We start from the raw sequence: 16947 nt of genomic DNA, 5'->3' as shown, positions 1-16947 counted from the left end.
CGCCACCCGTAAGCACGACCATGGTAGTAGAATTTCGCTCGTACGTTCGATCCCTCGTTGGGGTGACGTCCGAGTGACGTGCACATCACGTTCCCTTCGAGGCATGAACCATTTAGGCTCCGGGCACGTCCTCATCAACAACCGGCAAGCCGGCCGGGAGGACAGACCAACAACCAACGTGAATCAGACCACCAAGCAATACGGCTCATTCGCCGCCACCCGGCAGCACCCGGCCCCCTCGAAGAATTTTTTCGAGGAAAAGGCACGAGCGGGAACGTTTTCGGCCTGGTTGGATGTTGACCCTGGTACGACAGCTCGTCGAGCTAGAGAAGAGGCGACGTGACTACTGTTCTGACACCCGCGAGCCCGCTGACGGCCGCTGACCGCTGCGACCGCTGCGGCGCCCAGGCATACCTGCGCGTCGTCCTGATGTCCGGCGGAGAACTGCTCTTCTGCGCCCACCACGGTCGCAAGTTTGAGCCAGAACTCAAGAAGATCGCCGCGGAAATACAGGACGAGACGGAGCGGCTGACCGCTTCTCCGGCGTCCGCGTCCGAAGAGGAACGCTGACACTTCGCATCCACGACGAGCGAGCAGCGGCCCAGCGCCGTATCGCGGGCGGTCTCCCCGGCACCACCGGGGAGACCGCCCGCACTCGTACGCTCACACACGCCCGACAGCTCCTCGCGCCGCTCAGCCGGCCCCGTGTGCGGACACGGCCGGGAGCAGCGCTGAGGCGCGCGTATAGACCCCCGGACTGCCCGCCTGACCGCAGCCGGTCCCCCACGACACCAGGCCCACCAGCCGCCCGTGCACGACGAGCGGCCCGCCACTGTCGCCCTGACAGGCATCCCGGCCGCCGGCTGGCTCCCCCGCGCACAGCATCGATTGCGCCCTGTATTTGCCGTCGGCACTGCCCGGATAGGCCCGCGCACAGACCGCATCACGCAGCACATTGACGTGCGCCGCACGCAGGCGTGACGCATAGCTGCCCCCGCCTGTGGTGTCGCCCCACCCGTACACGGTGGCCGCATTGCCCGGCCGGTAGGCGCTGTCATGTCGTCCAGCCATCAGGATGGGCCGGTTCGGGAGCGGCTTGTCGAGCGTGAGGACAGCCATGTCGCCGTCGTTCGTCCAACTGTTGTAGCGCGGGTTGACCCAGATCTTCGCAGGCTTGAGCTCCTGTCCGCCGCCGCCGGCAAGGTTGTCGCGTCCGACGACGATCCTCAGGTCCCGTACCTGGCGCCAGGGGACGCCCAGCACCTCCTTGCTCAGACAGTGCGCCGCCGTCACCACCGTCGAATGCCCGACGAGTACGCCGCCGCAGAACTGTCCCGAGCGCTGGGCCCCGAAACGCTCATGGGAAGCCAGAGCCACCGCCCAAGGACTGTGCGACAGCGGTGCGGGCTTTCCACCGATCACCGACTCGTCCGCGGCCGCCGGCGTCGGCAGCGCGAGGGCCAGCGCAAGGGCTCCGAGGGCAGCGGGGACGATCGGACGCATTCGGACTCCTGACTCTGAGGCAGTACGCGCATACCCAGAGTGACCCAATCGGCCGCCCCTCGCACCCGGACGGGCGCGAGCCCGGCCCCTCCGGCTAGGAGGGACCGGGCTCGTGATGCCGTCCGGACGGGTGGGACTAGTCGAGGTAGTCGCGCAGCACCTGGGAGCGCGACGGGTGACGCAGCTTCGACATCGTCTTCGACTCGATCTGGCGGATCCGCTCACGCGTGACGCCGTAGACCTTGCCGATCTCGTCCAGCGTCTTGGGCTGGCCGTCGGTGAGGCCGAAGCGCATGGACACGACGCCGGCCTCGCGCTCGGAGAGGGTGTCCAGCACCGAGTGCAGCTGCTCCTGCAGAAGCGTGAAGCTGACCGCGTCGGCCGGGACGACCGCCTCGGAGTCCTCGATGAGGTCACCGAACTCGCTGTCGCCGTCCTCACCCAGCGGGGTGTGCAGCGAGATCGGCTCACGGCCGTACTTCTGGACCTCGATGACCTTTTCAGGGGTCATGTCGAGCTCCTTGGCCAGCTCCTCCGGGGTGGGCTCACGGCCCAGGTCCTGGAGCATCTGGCGCTGGACGCGCGCGAGCTTGTTGATGACCTCGACCATGTGGACGGGGATACGGATCGTACGGGCCTGGTCGGCCATGGCGCGGGTGATGGCCTGGCGGATCCACCACGTCGCGTAGGTCGAGAACTTGTAGCCCTTGGTGTAGTCGAACTTCTCGACCGCACGGATCAGACCGAGGTTGCCCTCCTGGATCAGGTCCAGGAAGAGCATGCCGCGGCCCGTGTACCGCTTGGCCAGGGAGACGACCAGACGGAGGTTGGCCTCCAGGAGGTGGTTCTTCGCCCGGCGGCCGTCCTCAGCGATGATCTCGAGCTCGCGCTTGAGCTTCGGGGCGAGCTTGTCGGAGTTCGCCAGCTTGTCCTCGGCGAACAGGCCCGCCTCGATGCGCTTGGCGAGCTCGACCTCCTGCTCGGCGTTGAGGAGCGGGACCTTACCGATCTGCTTGAGGTAGTCCTTGACCGGGTCGGCGGTGGCGCCGGCCGCGGCGACCTGCTGGGCAGGGGCGTCGTCCTCGTCATCGTCGGACAGGACGAAGCCGGCGTTCTCCGCGCCCTCGGCGGCCTCGGGTGCTTCGCCCTTACCGGGCGCCGGGGTCTCCTCGGTCACGTCGTCGTCGAGCAGCTCGTCGACGTCCTTCTTGGACGTCGTCTTCTTCGCGGTGGCCTTCTTGGCCGTGGTCTTCTTCGCGACCGTCTTCTTGGCGGTCGCCTTCTTCGCCGCAGCCTTCTTCGCAGGCGCGGACTCGGACTCACCGGCCGACGGGTCCGCCACGGGGGCGGGCGCCGCGGCTGCGGTGGTCTTCTTGACCGTGGCGGCCTTCGCCGCGACGGTCTTGGTGGCGGTGCGCTTCGCCGGACTCTTCGCTGCGACGCTCTTGCGGGTGCGCTTGGGCGCCTCTGCGGCACTGACCATCAGCGTCACACCCTCCTCGTCGAGGATTTGGTTGAGGCTGCGCAGAACGTTCTTCCACTGGGTTGGCGGAATCTGGTCAGCCTCGAAGGCCCGACGCACGTCATCGCCGGCGATCTGCCCATCTGCCTTTCCCCGCTCGATGAGCGCCATCACAGACTCGGACTCGGCGATCTCCGGCGGGAGCGTACGGGATGTGCTGGCCGACACGAACAACCTCTCGGAACGATGGAAACGGCTTCCGACCCCGTCCTGTGTGGATCGGAGCCGACGACCGCCGGTGGGGATGGACCGACGGCGCAGGGGCAACCGGGGAGTTGAACAGCGTCACGAACGCCGCTCGTATTCCCTCCTCGGCTATCACCTCTTAAGTCATCGCGCTTCCCTGAAGAGCGTTACGCCCAATCTGCGTGGCCCGAGTCACACCCCATAACGACCCATTCCCAGTCATATGACATGCAACCCTCCCAAGGTCTCTCGCCGGATCCGGTCGACGACCCGGATCCGGCGATCTCGTGCGCCATCGCCGCGTACGGCGTGCCCTGCCCGGAGGGGTGTGCAGGGCACGGGGGACGCGCGGCGCCTACAGTCCGTACGCGGTCGGGTACGGCCTTCAGTGCTCGCGGGGCGCGGGGACGACGTGGTCCACGGGCGTCCCGGAGCCCTGGCCGACGGCCTCGCCGTGGGCGGCGAGGAGCTGCCGCATCGCGGATTCGGCCGCCGTGGCGTCGCCGGATCCGATGGCGTCGACGACCCGCATGTGCTGGCCCACGGACGTCTCGACCGGTCGCTCGCAGCCGCCGCCGGGGCCACCGGAGACGTGCAGGGCGGCGGAGACGATGCCCGAGAGGTGCTCGAGCATGCGGTTGCCGGCGAGCTGCAGCAGCAGCGAGTGGAACTCGGCGTCGGCGCGGGAGAAGGTCATGGTGTCGCCCTGGGCCGCGGAGTGGCCCATGATCTCGACCATGTCCGCCAGCCGCTGCTGGATGTCCTCACGGCCGTGGCCGGCGGCGAGCCGGGCGGCGAGGGGCTCGATCGTCCAGCGCAGCTCACACAGCTCGCGGCGCTGGTCGTCGCGCTGTGGCCCGTAGGCCCGCCATTCGATGATGTCGGGGTCGAGGAGGTTCCAGTCGCTGACCGGGCGCACTCGGGTGCCCACGTTCGGGCGGGCGCTGACGAGGCCCTTGGCCTCGAGGACTCGCAGCGACTCGCGGACGACGGTGCGGGAGACCTCGAAGCGCTGGCCGATCTCCTCGGGGACGAGCGGGCGGTCGGCGCCGAGATCGCCGGAGACGATCATCTGGCCGAGCTGCTGGACGAGTTGGCCGTGCAGGCCGCGGCCGCGACTGCCGGCCGCGCGACGGCCGACCCGGCCGATGTCTGCTTCGGAGCCGTCCCAGACCTGCGAAACCCGCTCGGCACGGTCCTGGCCGGCTGCGTTGTTGGCGTTCGCGGCGTTGGCCGCGTTGGCGTAGGGGTAGCGGTCGAGCTCGCCCGGGCCTGCGAGGCCGGTGTCGCCGGGGCGAGCCGCGGTCATCATGGTGTGCGCAAGGGTACTCACGCATCTTTTGTCGGCGACACCCTGAACACCCTTGAGGTCTTTGGTGAAAAGCACACGAAAGGGTGATCGCCCCCCATCCCCGAATTGACGCTTTATCGGAAAGAAATGCGCTCTCCCAGGCGAGTTGTGGACAGCAGCCACAACAACAGGACGCCAAAACATATGCATTTCCCGATCAGCAGCTGAAGCCACCCGGCACCGCGGAGACATCGCCGCAGACCAGACCGGTCGGCGACAACACCGTTGCACCACACACGGGTTGGCGCGTGAGTCGCATCACGAACAGAGGCACCTTGGTCGATTCCGAACGGACTCTTGACGCGACGCCTGAACGGCAGGACGACCCCAGGAGAGGCGTTATGAGAGGCGCCACAGGCAATCCCATTACGGGGGAACGGAATACGCCGATACCCCGCACTCGCGGTGGGGCTCAGTCGGTCGACAGCGCGCCCAACTGACGCCACGAAAAGGCCACTCGATGGCACCGGCGACGCAGACCACCCAAGGGGGACGTCGGGGCCGAGGGCGGGTGAGCAGGAAGCAGGGGCGCGCGGGGCGACGCGTCAGGGTCGTCGGACGCAGTTCGCACGGGCCGGGCGCCAGAGAGGTGGCGCCCCGGTCGAGCGGCGTTGGACGACCGGGCGCGCGGCCGGCAGCCGGCCGCAAGCCATGGGGATCGCCGGGCGGCTCGGCAGTGCGAGGCATCGCACCCCTCGTGGGGCGTGAGGCCGGTCGGGAGCTGTGGGGGACACGAGAGGACTCACCCGGCCAAGGTACCGCAATATGTCCTATTGTCTCGCAATTGTTCCATTTTGACGGTTCGTCGTGTCACCGCGGGTGAACTTCGGCCCCACAGTGCCTGGAGCCGCACCCCGGCCTCAGACCTCAGGGCGCAGCATCGGCGGGTTGAGCAGCGTCGCCCCACCGGCTCTGAACAGTTGTGCGGGGCGGCCACCCTGACGCGTCGTCGTGCCGCCGGTGGGAACCAGAAACCCGGGGGTACCGGTCACCTTGCGGTGGAAGTTGCGGGGGTCGAGGGCGACGCCCCAGACCGCCTCGTACACCCGGCGCAGCTCGCCGACGGTGAACTCGGGCGGGCAGAAGGCCGTGGCCAGCGAGGAGTATTCAATCTTCGAGCGGGCGCGCTCCACGCCGTCGCCGAGGATCCGGGCGTGGTCGAAGGCGAGCGGGGCCGCCAGCTCGCCCTCCCGGGTGTGGATGTCGTCCTGCTCCAGGAGGGTCTCGACCGGTGCCCAGCGTGCGCTGTGTGCGTCGCCGCCGGCCTTGGGAGCGGGCAGGTCGGGGGCGAGGACCAGGTGCGCGACGCTGACCACCCGCATCCGGGGGTCCCGCTTGGGGTCGCCGTACGTGGCGAGCTGCTCGAGGTGTGCGCCGTAGACGGGCGACGAGCCCGCCGGGGACTGGGGGTGCAGACCGGTCTCCTCGGCGAGCTCCCGGGCGGCCGCGCCCTCGAGGTCCTCATCGGCCCGGACGAATCCACCGGGCAGGGCCCAACGGCCCTGGAACGGCGGCTCACCGCGGCGCACGGCCAGCGCGCACAGGGCGTGGCGGCGCACGGTGAGCACGACCAGGTCGACGGTGACAGCGAAGGGCGGGAAGGCCGACGGGTCGTAGGGAGGCATGGGCGTGATCATAGTCGTCCGCCTGACGATAAACAGGCCCGAAGCACCTCACGAGCCCAGCTGCAGACCGTCCGCCGCCGTCTCCACCACCCCCATACCGAGTCTGCTGATCCGTACGGCGAACGGCTGCTCCGCGACGCTCAGGCCAGTCAGCTGCAGTGCGCCGAGCGGGGCCGTGGCGGGCGGGCGCACAGACACTGTCCTGGCGGGAACATCGGGGCGCAGGCCGGCGAGCGCGACCAGTATGTGCACCGCGCCGGCCGCCGCCACGGCTGCGGGGCGGCAGGCCGCCGGATGTGGCACGGGGGCACCGCCGGCGGTGCGCTGCTCCCCCGCGTACATCTCGGGGAGGCGGTACCCGAAGCTCTCCGCGGCGTCGAGAACCCCTCTGGTCAGGGCGCCGGCTGTCCGCTCATGGCCGGCCGCGGCCAGCCCGACGGCGGCGATCGCCGTTTCGTGGACACGGACCGCGCCGCTGCGGTGCCCGAACGGGTTGTAGCCGCTCTCCTTGGCGCCCAGTCCGCGCAGGCCCCATCCGGAGTCCATGGCAGGGCTGCCCAGCAGTCCGGCCAGTTGGTCGGTCTGTGCCGTATCCAGCAGGCCGGGGGCCAGAGCGCCGCCGCCGAGCAGGCCGGTGTCGAGCAGCGAGGCGGTCGTGGAAGCGAGGTGTGGAACAGGTCGCCCGTCCGCGGTGAGCAGGGCGGCGGGGCGGCCGCCTGCGCAGTCCTCCAGCCAGAAGTCCCTGCGGAACCGGGTGCGCAGGTCGTCGGCCCAGTCCCGTAGCGCCGCGGCGTCGGAGGATCCGCAGGCATCGAGGAGATCGGCGCCCAGGAGGGCGGCACGGTGGGCATGGGCCTGGGTCTCGCAGCGGTACGGGCCGCCGGGAACCGGGTCGGAGACGTAGCCTCCGGAGCCGCCGCCCGGTGGGTCGGTGACGATCCTCAGCCATCGCAGACAGCGCTCCGCGGCGGGGAGCAGCCTCTCCGTCTCCCGTTCGGGCAGACCCCAGCGGCGGGCCTCCGCGAGAACGGCGGGGAACAGAAGGGTGGCCTCGATGCCGGTGCAGCTCGGTGGGGCGTGGGGTCCGGCATCCCTGAGCGGCCCGGGGATTCGGCCGAAATCCGCCCCTGGCGCGGCTTGTTGACCACGTGCGAGCGCGCGCAGCGTGCCCGCGGCGAGCCGGGTGCCCAGGGGAAGCAGCATCCGGGCGGCCCACAGCGCCTCGACCGGTGCAAGGCCGCAGCGCCAGGGGAATCCGCCGGCGACATACAGGTCCGCGGTGGCCGCCGGGTCGCGCATCACCAGGCCGTGGAGATCGTCGAGGCTGCCCGCCATGAGTGCGTCGGCCCGAGGGTCGTCGCACTCCACCCGGGCCGCCGTCCACGGACGCGGCGGCCGGTCGCTGCGCGCCCGCGGGGCGACCGGCCCGGTGCGCGGACCGGGGATGCGGGCCTTACCGGGGCGCCGGTGGTGCCCTGTAGTCCCGCCCGGTCCGCCCTTGTCGTGTTCCAGTCCGGCGCGCAGTTCGATGGTCCGGCGGGCACCCGGCGGCAGATCCAGCTCCCAGCGCAGCAGGCCCGCCGATGCCAGCACATCCGCGGGACCGGGCGTCGCGGACACCACCGCGTGCACACCGGGTGCGGACCAGCGGAGTCCGGAGCCGTGTACGGCGGCCCGCAGGCCGGGGCCCGGGAGGCCGACGGCGACGGCACCGAGCTCCGCGAGATCCGTGCCCAGCCGGATCTCGACCGGAAGCCGGACGGGCCGGGTGGCGCTGCTGCGGAACGTGATCTGCTCGGTGCCGTCGGCCGACCGCACCCTCTCCACGTGGATCTCCGGATCCGGCCCGCGCTCGCCGATCCTGCGGATCGTCCCGATGAACCGGGCACGGTCCGCTCCGGCCAACCGGCCCTGGACGACGAGCGGTTCCTCGCCCGCGACCAGCAGTTCGCAGCGGGACAGGACCCGCCGGCCATCGCGGTAGAAGCCGTCCATGCCCTGGCCGGTCAGCTGCCCCGACACCGGGGAGACGGCGAGGGACGGGAGGGCCACACAGATGAGTGAGGAGTGGACGGGTTGCGGTTGTGGGGCCCGGGGCGGTGCCGTGCGCCGCGCTCCGGGCAGCCGGTGCGCCGGCTGAGCAGTGGGGACGATGCCTGGCACGCGCTGTGCTCCCTGGTGAGGTCGGGACTCCCTACGGATTACGCCACTCGGGTGAACGCTCCGACCGGCGCCCAGGTCACGCCGGCCGCGCAGAAGCGGCCCGGTCACCGTCGGCTCCGGTCGCCGTCCCGGCCGGCCCTGCGCCTGCTGCGCCCGTCGGTCGTACGGGAGCCCGGGCCCGTGGCGCCGCGCGGTCCCCGGGGACGGCCGGCGGGGCCGGGGCGGGCCGGCCCGGTGCGTTTCGTGGGCCGCGGCGTCTCCTCGGCGGCCGGAGCGGTGGAAGGCGTGGGCGCCTCGGTCGCGGCCACCGCCTCTCGGTGCTGCTCGCGCAGGCAGCGGCGCAGCGGCTCCGGATCGAGGCCTTCGTTGATGGCGCGGTGCAGCAGCTGGGCGAAGGTGTAGTCGGGGTCGATGGCCAAGGCGCAGCTGAGGGCGACGCGCGCCGAGGGCCCGTCCTCGGTGGACCAGCACACCCAGCCGGCGAGGGTGAGCGGTGCCACCGCGTGTTCGGCATAGCCGCCGGCGCAGCGACGGGCGAGGGCACGCCAGAGCCGGAGGGCCGGCGCGGCGGCGGAGCCGTCCATCCACTCCGCCGCCCGGTCACGGGTGACCCGGTCCTGGAGGCCGAGAATCAGGTCGGCGGCCTCGGCGTCGGTGATCAGTGCGTCGTCGCAGGCGTCCCTGGCCCGGTTACTGCCCGAGGGGGTGTCCTGACGGAACCGGTGGATCATGGCGCCGGCCAGCTCGAGGGTGTCCCGGCGGACGGCCGCCGCACCGTCCCGCCGGAGCATGCGCGGCACCAGCGCACCGGCTGCCGTGTCCAGCACCTTTTCCTGTTCGGCGGCCCGCGGGCCGGTGCGGGGCCTCAGCCTGGCCTCCATCTCCTTGAGGGAGCCGCGCACCTGCATTCCCGCGTATGCGGCGGCCGCGGCCATGACCGATGTGCCGGGCATGACCAGGGGTGTGCCCTCGGCGGGGCAGCAGCGGAAGTCGGGGCAGCAGTAGGACCAGAAGCGGCCGTTGGAGAGGCAGAGGGCTTCCAGGACCGGTACGTCGAGCGCACCGCAGGCGGTACGCAGCCGCTGGGCGAGCGGGCGGAGCCGGTCCTTGACGTCCTTGCCGCTCTCGCCCGCCGCGGGCTCCTGACAGAGGTAGACGATGATCGCCGCGGGCCGTTCGTCACGCTCCTGACCTGCCGAGATCAGACAGTCGGCGAGCTGGTCGGCAACGTCCGGCCAGTGTGCGCGGTCGGTGGGGATGCCGAGCCTGACCCGGCCGCCGAAGCGTCCGCGCTCGCCGTGCAGCGCGACCAGAACCACGCTGTCGTCCGGATAGAAGCCCAAAAGATACGGCAGGGCGTCGGCGAGCTCGGCCGGACTGCGCAGGGTGACCTGGGCGTCGGCGGACGGTCCGGTGGCCGCATCGGTGGGGGCGGTGGAGTGGGAGGGGTCGGACGGGGTCGGGGAGCCGGCGATGTAGGCGGGGTGGGAGAGGGCGGAAGGGTTGGTGGCGTCCGCGGGGCCGGGCGGGCCGGCCGGTTCTGCGGTGCTGTTGGGGTCAGTGGCACCAGTAGGTGCGATGCGCGGGGAGGGCCTGGCGGCGCTCGGCGGGTTGGCCGGGGGCGACGGCTTGGGCGGGCGGGGAGAGTTCGAGGGGTTCGGGGTGGACGAGTCGGAGGAGGTGGCGGCGGGCTTGCTGTCGTCGCTGCGCTTGCTCGGTTCGCTGTGCGGATTCATGGCTCGAAGATCCCGCGGCCGGCCGCTGCGCCGCGACCCCTGTGGATAACTCTCGGGCGACGAGGTTATCCACAGGTTCGGGTGGGGGTTCGCGCGATGTCAGTGGCATCGGGTTGCATGGGGGCATGAGCAACGAAGATCTGCGTGCCGCAGCCGATGCCGTCCTGACCCGCCTCGTCGGGGATCCGGGCGGCGAGGTCAGCCTGCGTGAGGATCAGTGGCGCGCGATCGAGGCCCTGGTCGCCGACCACCGCCGTGCCCTGGTCGTGCAGCGCACGGGCTGGGGCAAGTCCGCGGTCTATTTCGTCGCGACGGCGCTGCTGCGCGAGCGCGGCAGCGGACCGACCGTGATCGTCTCCCCGCTGCTCGCCCTGATGCGTAATCAGGTCGAGGCGGCCGCGCGGGCGGGGATCCGCGCGCGCACGATCAACTCCGCCAACACCGAGGAGTGGGACACCGTCCAGGCCGAGGTGGCGGCCGGTGACGTGGATGTTCTGCTGGTGAGCCCCGAGCGGCTCAACAACCCCGATTTCCGCGATCAGGTGCTGCCCAAGCTCGCCGCGGCGACGGGTCTGCTGGTGGTCGACGAGGCACATTGCATCTCCGACTGGGGCCATGATTTCCGGCCGGACTACCGACGGCTGCGCACGATGCTTGCCGATCTCCCGCCCGGTGTGCCGGTGCTCGCCACCACCGCGACGGCCAACGCGCGGGTGACCGCCGATGTCGCCGAACAGCTCGGGACGGGCGAGGGCTCCACCGAGGCGCTGGTCCTGCGCGGGCCGCTGGACCGGGAGAGCCTGAGCCTGGGTGTGCTTCCGCTGCCGGATGCCGCGCACCGGCTCGCCTGGCTCGCGGACCATCTGCACGAGCTGCCGGGCTCGGGGATCATCTACACACTCACCGTCGCCGCCGCCGAGGAGGTCACGGCGTTCCTCCGGCATCGGGGACACACGGTCTCCTCGTACACCGGCAAGACGGAGAACGCGGACCGCCAGCAGGCCGAGGAGGATCTGCTCGCCAACCGGGTCAAGGCGCTGGTGGCGACCTCGGCGCTGGGCATGGGCTTCGACAAGCCCGACCTGGGGTTCGTGGTGCATCTGGGCTCGCCGTCGTCGCCCATCGCGTACTACCAGCAGGTGGGCCGGGCCGGCCGAGGCGTCAAGCACGCCGAGGTGCTGCTGCTGCCCGGGCGGGAGGACGAGGCGATCTGGAAGTACTTCGCTTCGCTGGCGTTCCCGCCCGAGGAGCAGGTGCGGCGGACCCTGGACGTCCTGGCGGCCGCCGGCCGGCCGGTGTCGCTGCCGGCCCTGGAGCCCCAGGTCGAACTGCGCCGCTCGCGCCTGGAGATCATGCTCAAGGTCCTCGATGTGGATGGCGCCGTGCAGCGCGTCAAGGGGGGCTGGACGTCCACCGGCCGGCCATGGGCGTACGACGCCGAGCGCTATGCGTGGGTGTCACGCCAGCGCGAGGCCGAACAGCAGGCGATGCGCGAGTACGCCACCACGACGGACTGCCGGATGGAGTTCCTGCGGCGGCAGTTGGACGACGAGGCGGCTGTGGCGTGCGGCCGCTGCGACAACTGTGCCGGAGCGCGGTTCACCACCGAGGTGTCCGCCGCCTCGCTGGACGCGGCGCGCGGTGAGCTGGGGCGGCCGGGCGTGGAGGTCGAGCCGCGGCGGATGTGGCCGACGGGGCTGCCGGCCGTCGGTGTCGATCTCAAGGGTCGGATCCCGGCGGGCGAGCTGGCCGCGACCGGCCGCGCCCTGGGGCGGCTCTCCGACATCGGGTGGGGCAACCGGCTGCGTCCGATGCTCGCCCCGCAGGCTCCGGACGGCCCGGTCCCCGACGATGTGGCGAACGCGGTGGTCACGGTTCTCGCCGACTGGGCCAAGGGGCCCGGTGGTTGGGCCTCGGGGGCGGCAGAGGCACCGGCCCGCCCGGTGGGCGTCGTCGCGCTCTCGTCGAGCAGCCGTCCGCAGCTGATCCGGTCGCTGGCCGAGCGGATCGCCGCGGTCGGCCGGATGCCGTTCCTGGGCACGGTGTCCTCGTCCGACGACGGTGCCGACGGCAGGATTCCGCGCAGCAACAGCGCCCAGCGGCTGCGGGCCCTGCACGGTTCGCTGGGCGTGCCGCCCGAGCTGGCGCAGGCTCTGACCGCGGCAGGTGGCCCGGTGCTGTTGGTGGACGACTACGCCGACACCGGCTGGACCCTGGCGGTGGCCGCCCGGCTGCTGCGCCGGGCGGGAGCAGAGGGGGTGTTTCCGCTGGTCCTCGCCGTACAGGGCTGAGCGCGGTACGCCCCGCGGCGGCGAGCGCGGATATTTGGGATAGTTGCGGCGATTCCGGTCATGGGCGGGAATTGCTCGTTGCCGCATGGGTGTGCGACCGCGAGAATTGGAGTTGCTTCCCCTTACCGGCCGTCCGTGGTCAGGCAGGGCCATGTCGTGGTGCGTACCCGCGCCCCGCCCCCGCCTGACATGCGGACGCGTAGACGAAGGGAGGAACGTGACCTTCGGCTTCGCCTCGCCCCCGCATATGTCCCCGCCCGCGTCCGCCGATTCCGCCCGACTGGGACGGATGCTGGAGCCCGCAGAATGGGCCTCGGCCGGCATCCCGTTGCTGCGCAACCCCCGTGAGGTCGTCGCTGGCCTGCACGATCGTCATCGCCCGAAACCATCGACGGCCATCGTCGCGGTGCTCGATCCTCAGGAGCGGGTGACGGCCAGCGCTTCGTTCACCGAGCTCGCGGCCGCTCCCGACGGCTGGGAGTTCCGCAATGTGCTGCTGGCGCATCTGCGCCGGGTCATCCCGCACGACCTGCGGCTGCGTGCCCCGGTGCGCACCGCCGTACTGCTCTACTGCCGTGAGGGCGAGTCCCGTTGGACGGAGACGGACGGGGCGTGGATGTGGGGGCTGCGTGACGCCTGCACCCTGCACGGGCTGCGCTGCGGGGCGTACATCACGCTGACCCCGGACCGCTGGCAGGTACTGGGAGAGGGCCGGGGCGGGCGCCGCCCCAGGCCTTCCGCGACGGACGAGCCGCTCGGACAACCGGGCCCCTCGGGGGTGCGGCGCACGGAGATGCGGCGCACGACGGCAGCACGTCCGGAGACACCGCGCGCGGCCGTGAACATTCCGGTGCAGAGCCGGTCGGTGCCGCGGCGCACCGGCGGCGGCGCCCCGGAAGCCCATCGGCACACGGCAGCGCGCTGAGCGGACCGAGCGGGTGGGCTTGCCCGTTCCCGCATGCGGCGGGAGAGCAGGCCGCCTGCCCGGCACCGCCGCACCGTCCGGTGTCCGGGCCTCGCCCGTGGGGAGCGCAGCGAGCCCGACGGCCTCCAGGGCCGACGGGCTGTTGCGAACCGGCAGCGGTCAGGCGTTGGCGCCGAGCACGGCGTTGATCCGCTGCGGGTCACCGCAGACGACCAGCAACGTTCCGGCACGGGCCATCGCCGCGGGCAGCGCCTTGGCGGTGACCTCGTCCGAACCACCGTTGACGGCGACGACCACGACGGGCCGGCCGGTGGCGCGCTCGGCCGCGGCGTCCGCGTAGAACACATCGTCCGCGGCGTTGTGTTGGGCCCAGTAGGACGCCTCACCGAAGGACAGTTCATGCGCGGCCCACGGATGGGTTTCGCCGGTGGTCAGCACCAGGATTTCGCCCGGCGCACGCCCGGAGTCCAGCAGCAGGTCGACTGCCTCGTCGGCGGCGTCGACGGCGCCGTCGGCGGGGGCCGGGATCAGCTGGAGCTGCGCTCCCGCAGTGGTGCCGGGCTCACCGGCAGGCGGCTGCGGGGAGTTGGTGCGCTGCGCCGGCGGAGCGGCGACAGGCCCACGCGGCGGGGCAGCAGGTCCGGGCTTGCCCGGACGGACACTGGACGCGGGAGCGCCGCGCGGAGGCGCGGGGCGGGGACCGGGACCAGGAACGGGACGGGGGGTCGGCGCGGTACGGCCGGCGGCCGGAGTTGCGCGGGGACCCGGGACACTCTCGTGAATCTGAGGCTCCTCGGGGATGAGAGGCATAAAGGGATGTCTATCAAACGTAAGTGCGGAACATGTCATCGGGTACCGAATTCATGTCCACACCGCTCAGAAGTCGAAGCCGAGTTGGCCACCGGCTTCCAGAGCGGCTGCTTCGGGGGTGATGCGCACCTTCTTCAGATGCCGCCACCGGGGCAGGGCGTCCATGTAGGACCACGACACTCGGTGGTGCGGCGTAGGACCGTACTCCTCCAGGGCGATGCGATGGGTCGGCGAGGGGTAACCGGCGTTGGCCGCAAAGTCGAAGTCGGCGTATGCCAGGCCCAGTTCGGTCATCATCGCGTCGCGTCGCACCTTGGCGATCACGGACGCGGCGGCAACCGCGATACAGGACTGGTCGCCCTTGATGACCGTGCGGACCCGCCATGGCGCGCCCAGGTAGTCGTGCTTGCCGTCGAGGATGATCGCGTCCGGCCGGACCGGCAGCGCCTCCAGGGCGCGTACGGCCGCGAGCCGCAGGGCAGCGGTCATGCCCAGCTCGTCGATCTCCTCCGGTGAGGAGTGCCCCAGGGCATACGACGTGACCCACTCGCCGAGCACCTCGCACAGTTCGGTGCGGCGCTTGGGGGTCAGCAGCTTGGAATCGGTGAGTCCGTCGGGCGGCCGGCGCAGACCGGTGATGGCTGCGCAGACGCTGACCGGACCGGCCCACGCTCCGCGTCCGACCTCGTCGATACCTACAACGATCTTGGCGCCCGTCGTGGCGCGCAATGATCGCTCGACGGAATGTGTGGGGGGCTCGTACGGCATGGCGCCAGCCAGGTTACGCCTATTCGGCCCAGCCGTCCGCATCGGATCCGGACCTGGCGGCAAACGGCGGCGGCGACCGTGTGAGCGGGACCGGACGGTGCCGCTACCGGCGGGTATCCCGAAGCGGGCGCGGGTGGGCCAGGGCCGGTACCGGACGCCGCCGTTCCGTTGACTCACGCACCCCCGCACGGAGCCGAACTCACCGGTCGGCGCCGCCTGTTGGAGGGCATCGGAGCGCACGGAAGCGGGCGCGGACGATCGGCTCGCGACAGGTGAGGAGAGCAAAGGGTCGAGCGGTACGGCGGTGATCAGTCGGCGAGGGCCGGGGACCACGACGGGAGGGGCTCGGTGCCGTCCAGCCACGCCTCGGGCGGGGCACCGGCGTGTCCGGCGGCGGCGACGATGCCACCGACGATGGCGCAGGTGGTGTCGACGTCACCGCCCGCCTGCACCGTGGTCCAGAACGCCTGCTCGTAGTTGCCGAGATGCTGCGCGGCGGCCCACAGGGCGAAGGGCACGGTGTCGTGGGCGCTGGTGCGTCGTCCGCAGCCCAGGACAGCGGCGACGGTGCCGGAGTCGGCGTAGTCGAGCATGTCGCGAGCGCGGCGCAGCCCGGCCTGTACGGCGCTGCGCGGGATCAGCTCCAGCACCCCGTCGAGCAGCTTCTCGGGGCCGGTGTCGCGGGTCGGGTCGGCCACCAGGGCGGCCGCGGCGGCGACGGCCATGGCGCCGACGACGGCCTCGCGGTGCTGGTGGGTGGTGTAGGCGGAGATCTCTGCCTGGTGGGTGGCCTGCTCGGGGTCGTCGGCGTACCAGGCGCCGAGGGGAGCGATACGCATCGCGGCTCCGTTGCCCCACGAGCCCTGGCCGTTGAAGAGCCCGGACGCCAGCTCACGCCAGTCGCCGCCCTCGCGGATCAGCCGCAGCATGCGGTTGACGGCCGGCCCGTAGCCACGGTCGAAGTCGTGGTGGTCGGCGAAGGAGCGGGCCAGGGCGTCCTGGTCGATCCGTCCGTGGGTGGTGAGGACGGTCAGGACGGAGCAGGCCATCTCGGTGTCGTCGGTCCACTGCCAGGGGGCGGGAGGCAGCTCACGGCGCTTGAGGGAGGGGTAGTTCGCGGGGACGAAGAACTGAGATCCGAGGGCATCACCCACGGACAGTCCGCGCAGGCTCGCCAGAGCCCGCTCACAGCGGTCTGCGTCACGGTGGTCGAGGGTCATCGGTGTGCACTCTAACCGGTGGCCCCATAAGGCACGGGTTCACACCAGCGCGCGAAGGGCCGGTCGAGGGTGTAGCGGCCGTCCGGGCCGAGCAGCAGGGTGCGCCATTCCGCGTTGCCGGGGTTGGACAGCGACTCGAAGTCGGCCACCGTCCAGTGGAACCAGCGCATACAGAACAGCCGCATGGTGAGCCCGTGCGTGACGATCAGGACGTTCGGCGGGTGCTGGGGGTCCTCGAAACTGCGCCACAGGCTCTCCAGGAACGCCCCGACCCGGTCGTAGACGTCGGCTCCGGACTCCCCCTGGGCGAAGCGGTAGAAGAAGTGGCCGTAGGCGTCGCGGTAGGCCTTCTGTCGTCGTACGTCCTCGCGGTCCTGCCAGTTGCCCCAGTCCTGCTCGCGCAGCCGGGGTTCCTCGCGCACCCGGACCCTGGCCGGGTCGAGGCGGAGTTCGCGGAAGGTCTGGTGGGTGCGGCGGTAGGGCGAGACATAGGCGGAGACCCGCTCGTCGCCGAACATCTCGCGTACCGCGCCGCCGGCGTCCGCCGCCTGCCGCAGCCCGGCCCTGGTCAGAGCGAGCGCATGATCGGGTTCCCGCTCGTACACGGTGTCGTCGACATTCCCCTCCGACTCTCCATGGCGGATGAGAACGATGCGTCGGGGCCGAGCCATGCCGCCAGCCTAGATCGGGTGCCTTGTACATGTCGCACGCTGTCGCGGTCGCAGCTCTGTCGCACATCCGTCCGTTGCCCTTCCCGTCTCCTTCTGCGCGTTTCTGCGCGTTTGTGCGGTGCGGATGCCAGGGGCACGGCCGTGGGTCCGTCGCTGTCGGGTATCCCTGGCCAGCC

General features: G+C 71.4%; 13 protein-coding genes. 3 read left to right on the top strand and 10 right to left on the bottom strand.

Annotated elements, in window-relative coordinates; genetic code table 11:
- Positions 1 to 339: 339 nt before the first annotated feature.
- On the top strand, positions 340 to 570 hold the full coding sequence (locus tag NUT86_RS30135) for a DUF7455 domain-containing protein (RefSeq protein ID WP_006602664.1): 231 nt from the start codon (positions 340 to 342) through the stop codon (positions 568 to 570).
- A 123-nt stretch (positions 571 to 693) separates the two neighbouring features.
- Here the strand turns inward: NUT86_RS30135 and NUT86_RS30130 are convergent, their stop codons facing one another.
- The 6 genes from NUT86_RS30130 to NUT86_RS30105 all read right to left on the bottom strand — a co-directional run bounded on the left by NUT86_RS30130 (position 694) and on the right by NUT86_RS30105 (position 10086).
- Positions 694 to 1503, bottom strand: coding sequence for a serine protease (locus NUT86_RS30130; protein WP_274738454.1), 810 nt, complete (start codon positions 1501 to 1503; stop codon positions 694 to 696).
- A 136-nt stretch (positions 1504 to 1639) separates the two neighbouring features.
- Complete coding sequence (locus NUT86_RS30125; RefSeq protein ID WP_266446002.1) at positions 1640 to 3193, bottom strand: RNA polymerase sigma factor; 1554 nt, start codon at positions 3191 to 3193, stop codon at positions 1640 to 1642.
- Positions 3194 to 3596: 403 nt separating this feature from the next.
- Positions 3597 to 4598, bottom strand: coding sequence for a FadR/GntR family transcriptional regulator (locus NUT86_RS30120; protein ID WP_037743267.1), 1002 nt, complete (start codon positions 4596 to 4598; stop codon positions 3597 to 3599).
- Positions 4599 to 5422: 824 nt separating this feature from the next.
- Complete coding sequence (locus NUT86_RS30115; protein ID WP_026170217.1) at positions 5423 to 6187, bottom strand: NUDIX hydrolase; 765 nt, start codon at positions 6185 to 6187, stop codon at positions 5423 to 5425.
- A gap of 48 nt (positions 6188 to 6235) precedes the next feature.
- Entirely contained in the window at positions 6236 to 8239 is a 2004-nt protein-coding gene (locus NUT86_RS30110; RefSeq protein ID WP_274738453.1) for a glycogen debranching N-terminal domain-containing protein, read from the bottom strand.
- A 215-nt stretch (positions 8240 to 8454) separates the two neighbouring features.
- Positions 8455 to 10086: a DUF4192 domain-containing protein gene (locus NUT86_RS30105; RefSeq protein WP_229838612.1), complete on the bottom strand. Its 1632-nt coding sequence runs from the start codon at positions 10084 to 10086 to the stop codon at positions 8455 to 8457.
- Positions 10087 to 10211: 125 nt separating this feature from the next.
- Here NUT86_RS30105 and NUT86_RS30100 point away from each other — a divergent pair, with 125 nt between their 5' ends.
- Entirely contained in the window at positions 10212 to 12377 is a 2166-nt protein-coding gene (locus NUT86_RS30100) for a RecQ family ATP-dependent DNA helicase (RefSeq protein ID WP_266446009.1), read from the top strand.
- 217 nt (positions 12378 to 12594) lie between these two features.
- A complete protein-coding gene (locus NUT86_RS30095) occupies positions 12595 to 13302 on the top strand; it encodes a hypothetical protein (RefSeq protein ID WP_274738452.1) in 708 nt (235 codons plus the stop codon).
- A 159-nt stretch (positions 13303 to 13461) separates the two neighbouring features.
- Here the strand turns inward: NUT86_RS30095 and NUT86_RS30090 are convergent, their stop codons facing one another.
- The 4 genes from NUT86_RS30090 to NUT86_RS30075 form a co-directional block, all read right to left on the bottom strand.
- Positions 13462 to 14112, bottom strand: a complete 651-nt coding sequence (locus NUT86_RS30090; RefSeq protein WP_026170218.1) for a hypothetical protein — start codon at positions 14110 to 14112, stop codon at positions 13462 to 13464.
- 66 nt (positions 14113 to 14178) lie between these two features.
- Entirely contained in the window at positions 14179 to 14880 is a 702-nt protein-coding gene (locus NUT86_RS30085; protein WP_026170219.1) for a ribonuclease HII, read from the bottom strand.
- 308 nt (positions 14881 to 15188) lie between these two features.
- The gene (locus NUT86_RS30080; RefSeq protein ID WP_159485813.1) at positions 15189 to 16100 is read right to left on the bottom strand and encodes an ADP-ribosylglycohydrolase family protein; all 912 of its coding nucleotides are present in this window, start codon (positions 16098 to 16100) and stop codon (positions 15189 to 15191) included.
- Positions 16101 to 16111: 11 nt separating this feature from the next.
- On the bottom strand, positions 16112 to 16771 hold the full coding sequence (locus NUT86_RS30075) for a histidine phosphatase family protein (RefSeq protein ID WP_274738451.1): 660 nt from the start codon (positions 16769 to 16771) through the stop codon (positions 16112 to 16114).
- Between the last annotated feature and the right edge of the window lie 176 nt (positions 16772 to 16947).

The organism is Streptomyces sp. G7(2002), assembly GCF_028870195.1.
Taxonomy (GTDB): domain Bacteria; phylum Actinomycetota; class Actinomycetes; order Streptomycetales; family Streptomycetaceae; genus Streptomyces; species Streptomyces nigrescens.
This window is presented reverse-complemented; position numbering and strand designations above follow the sequence as displayed.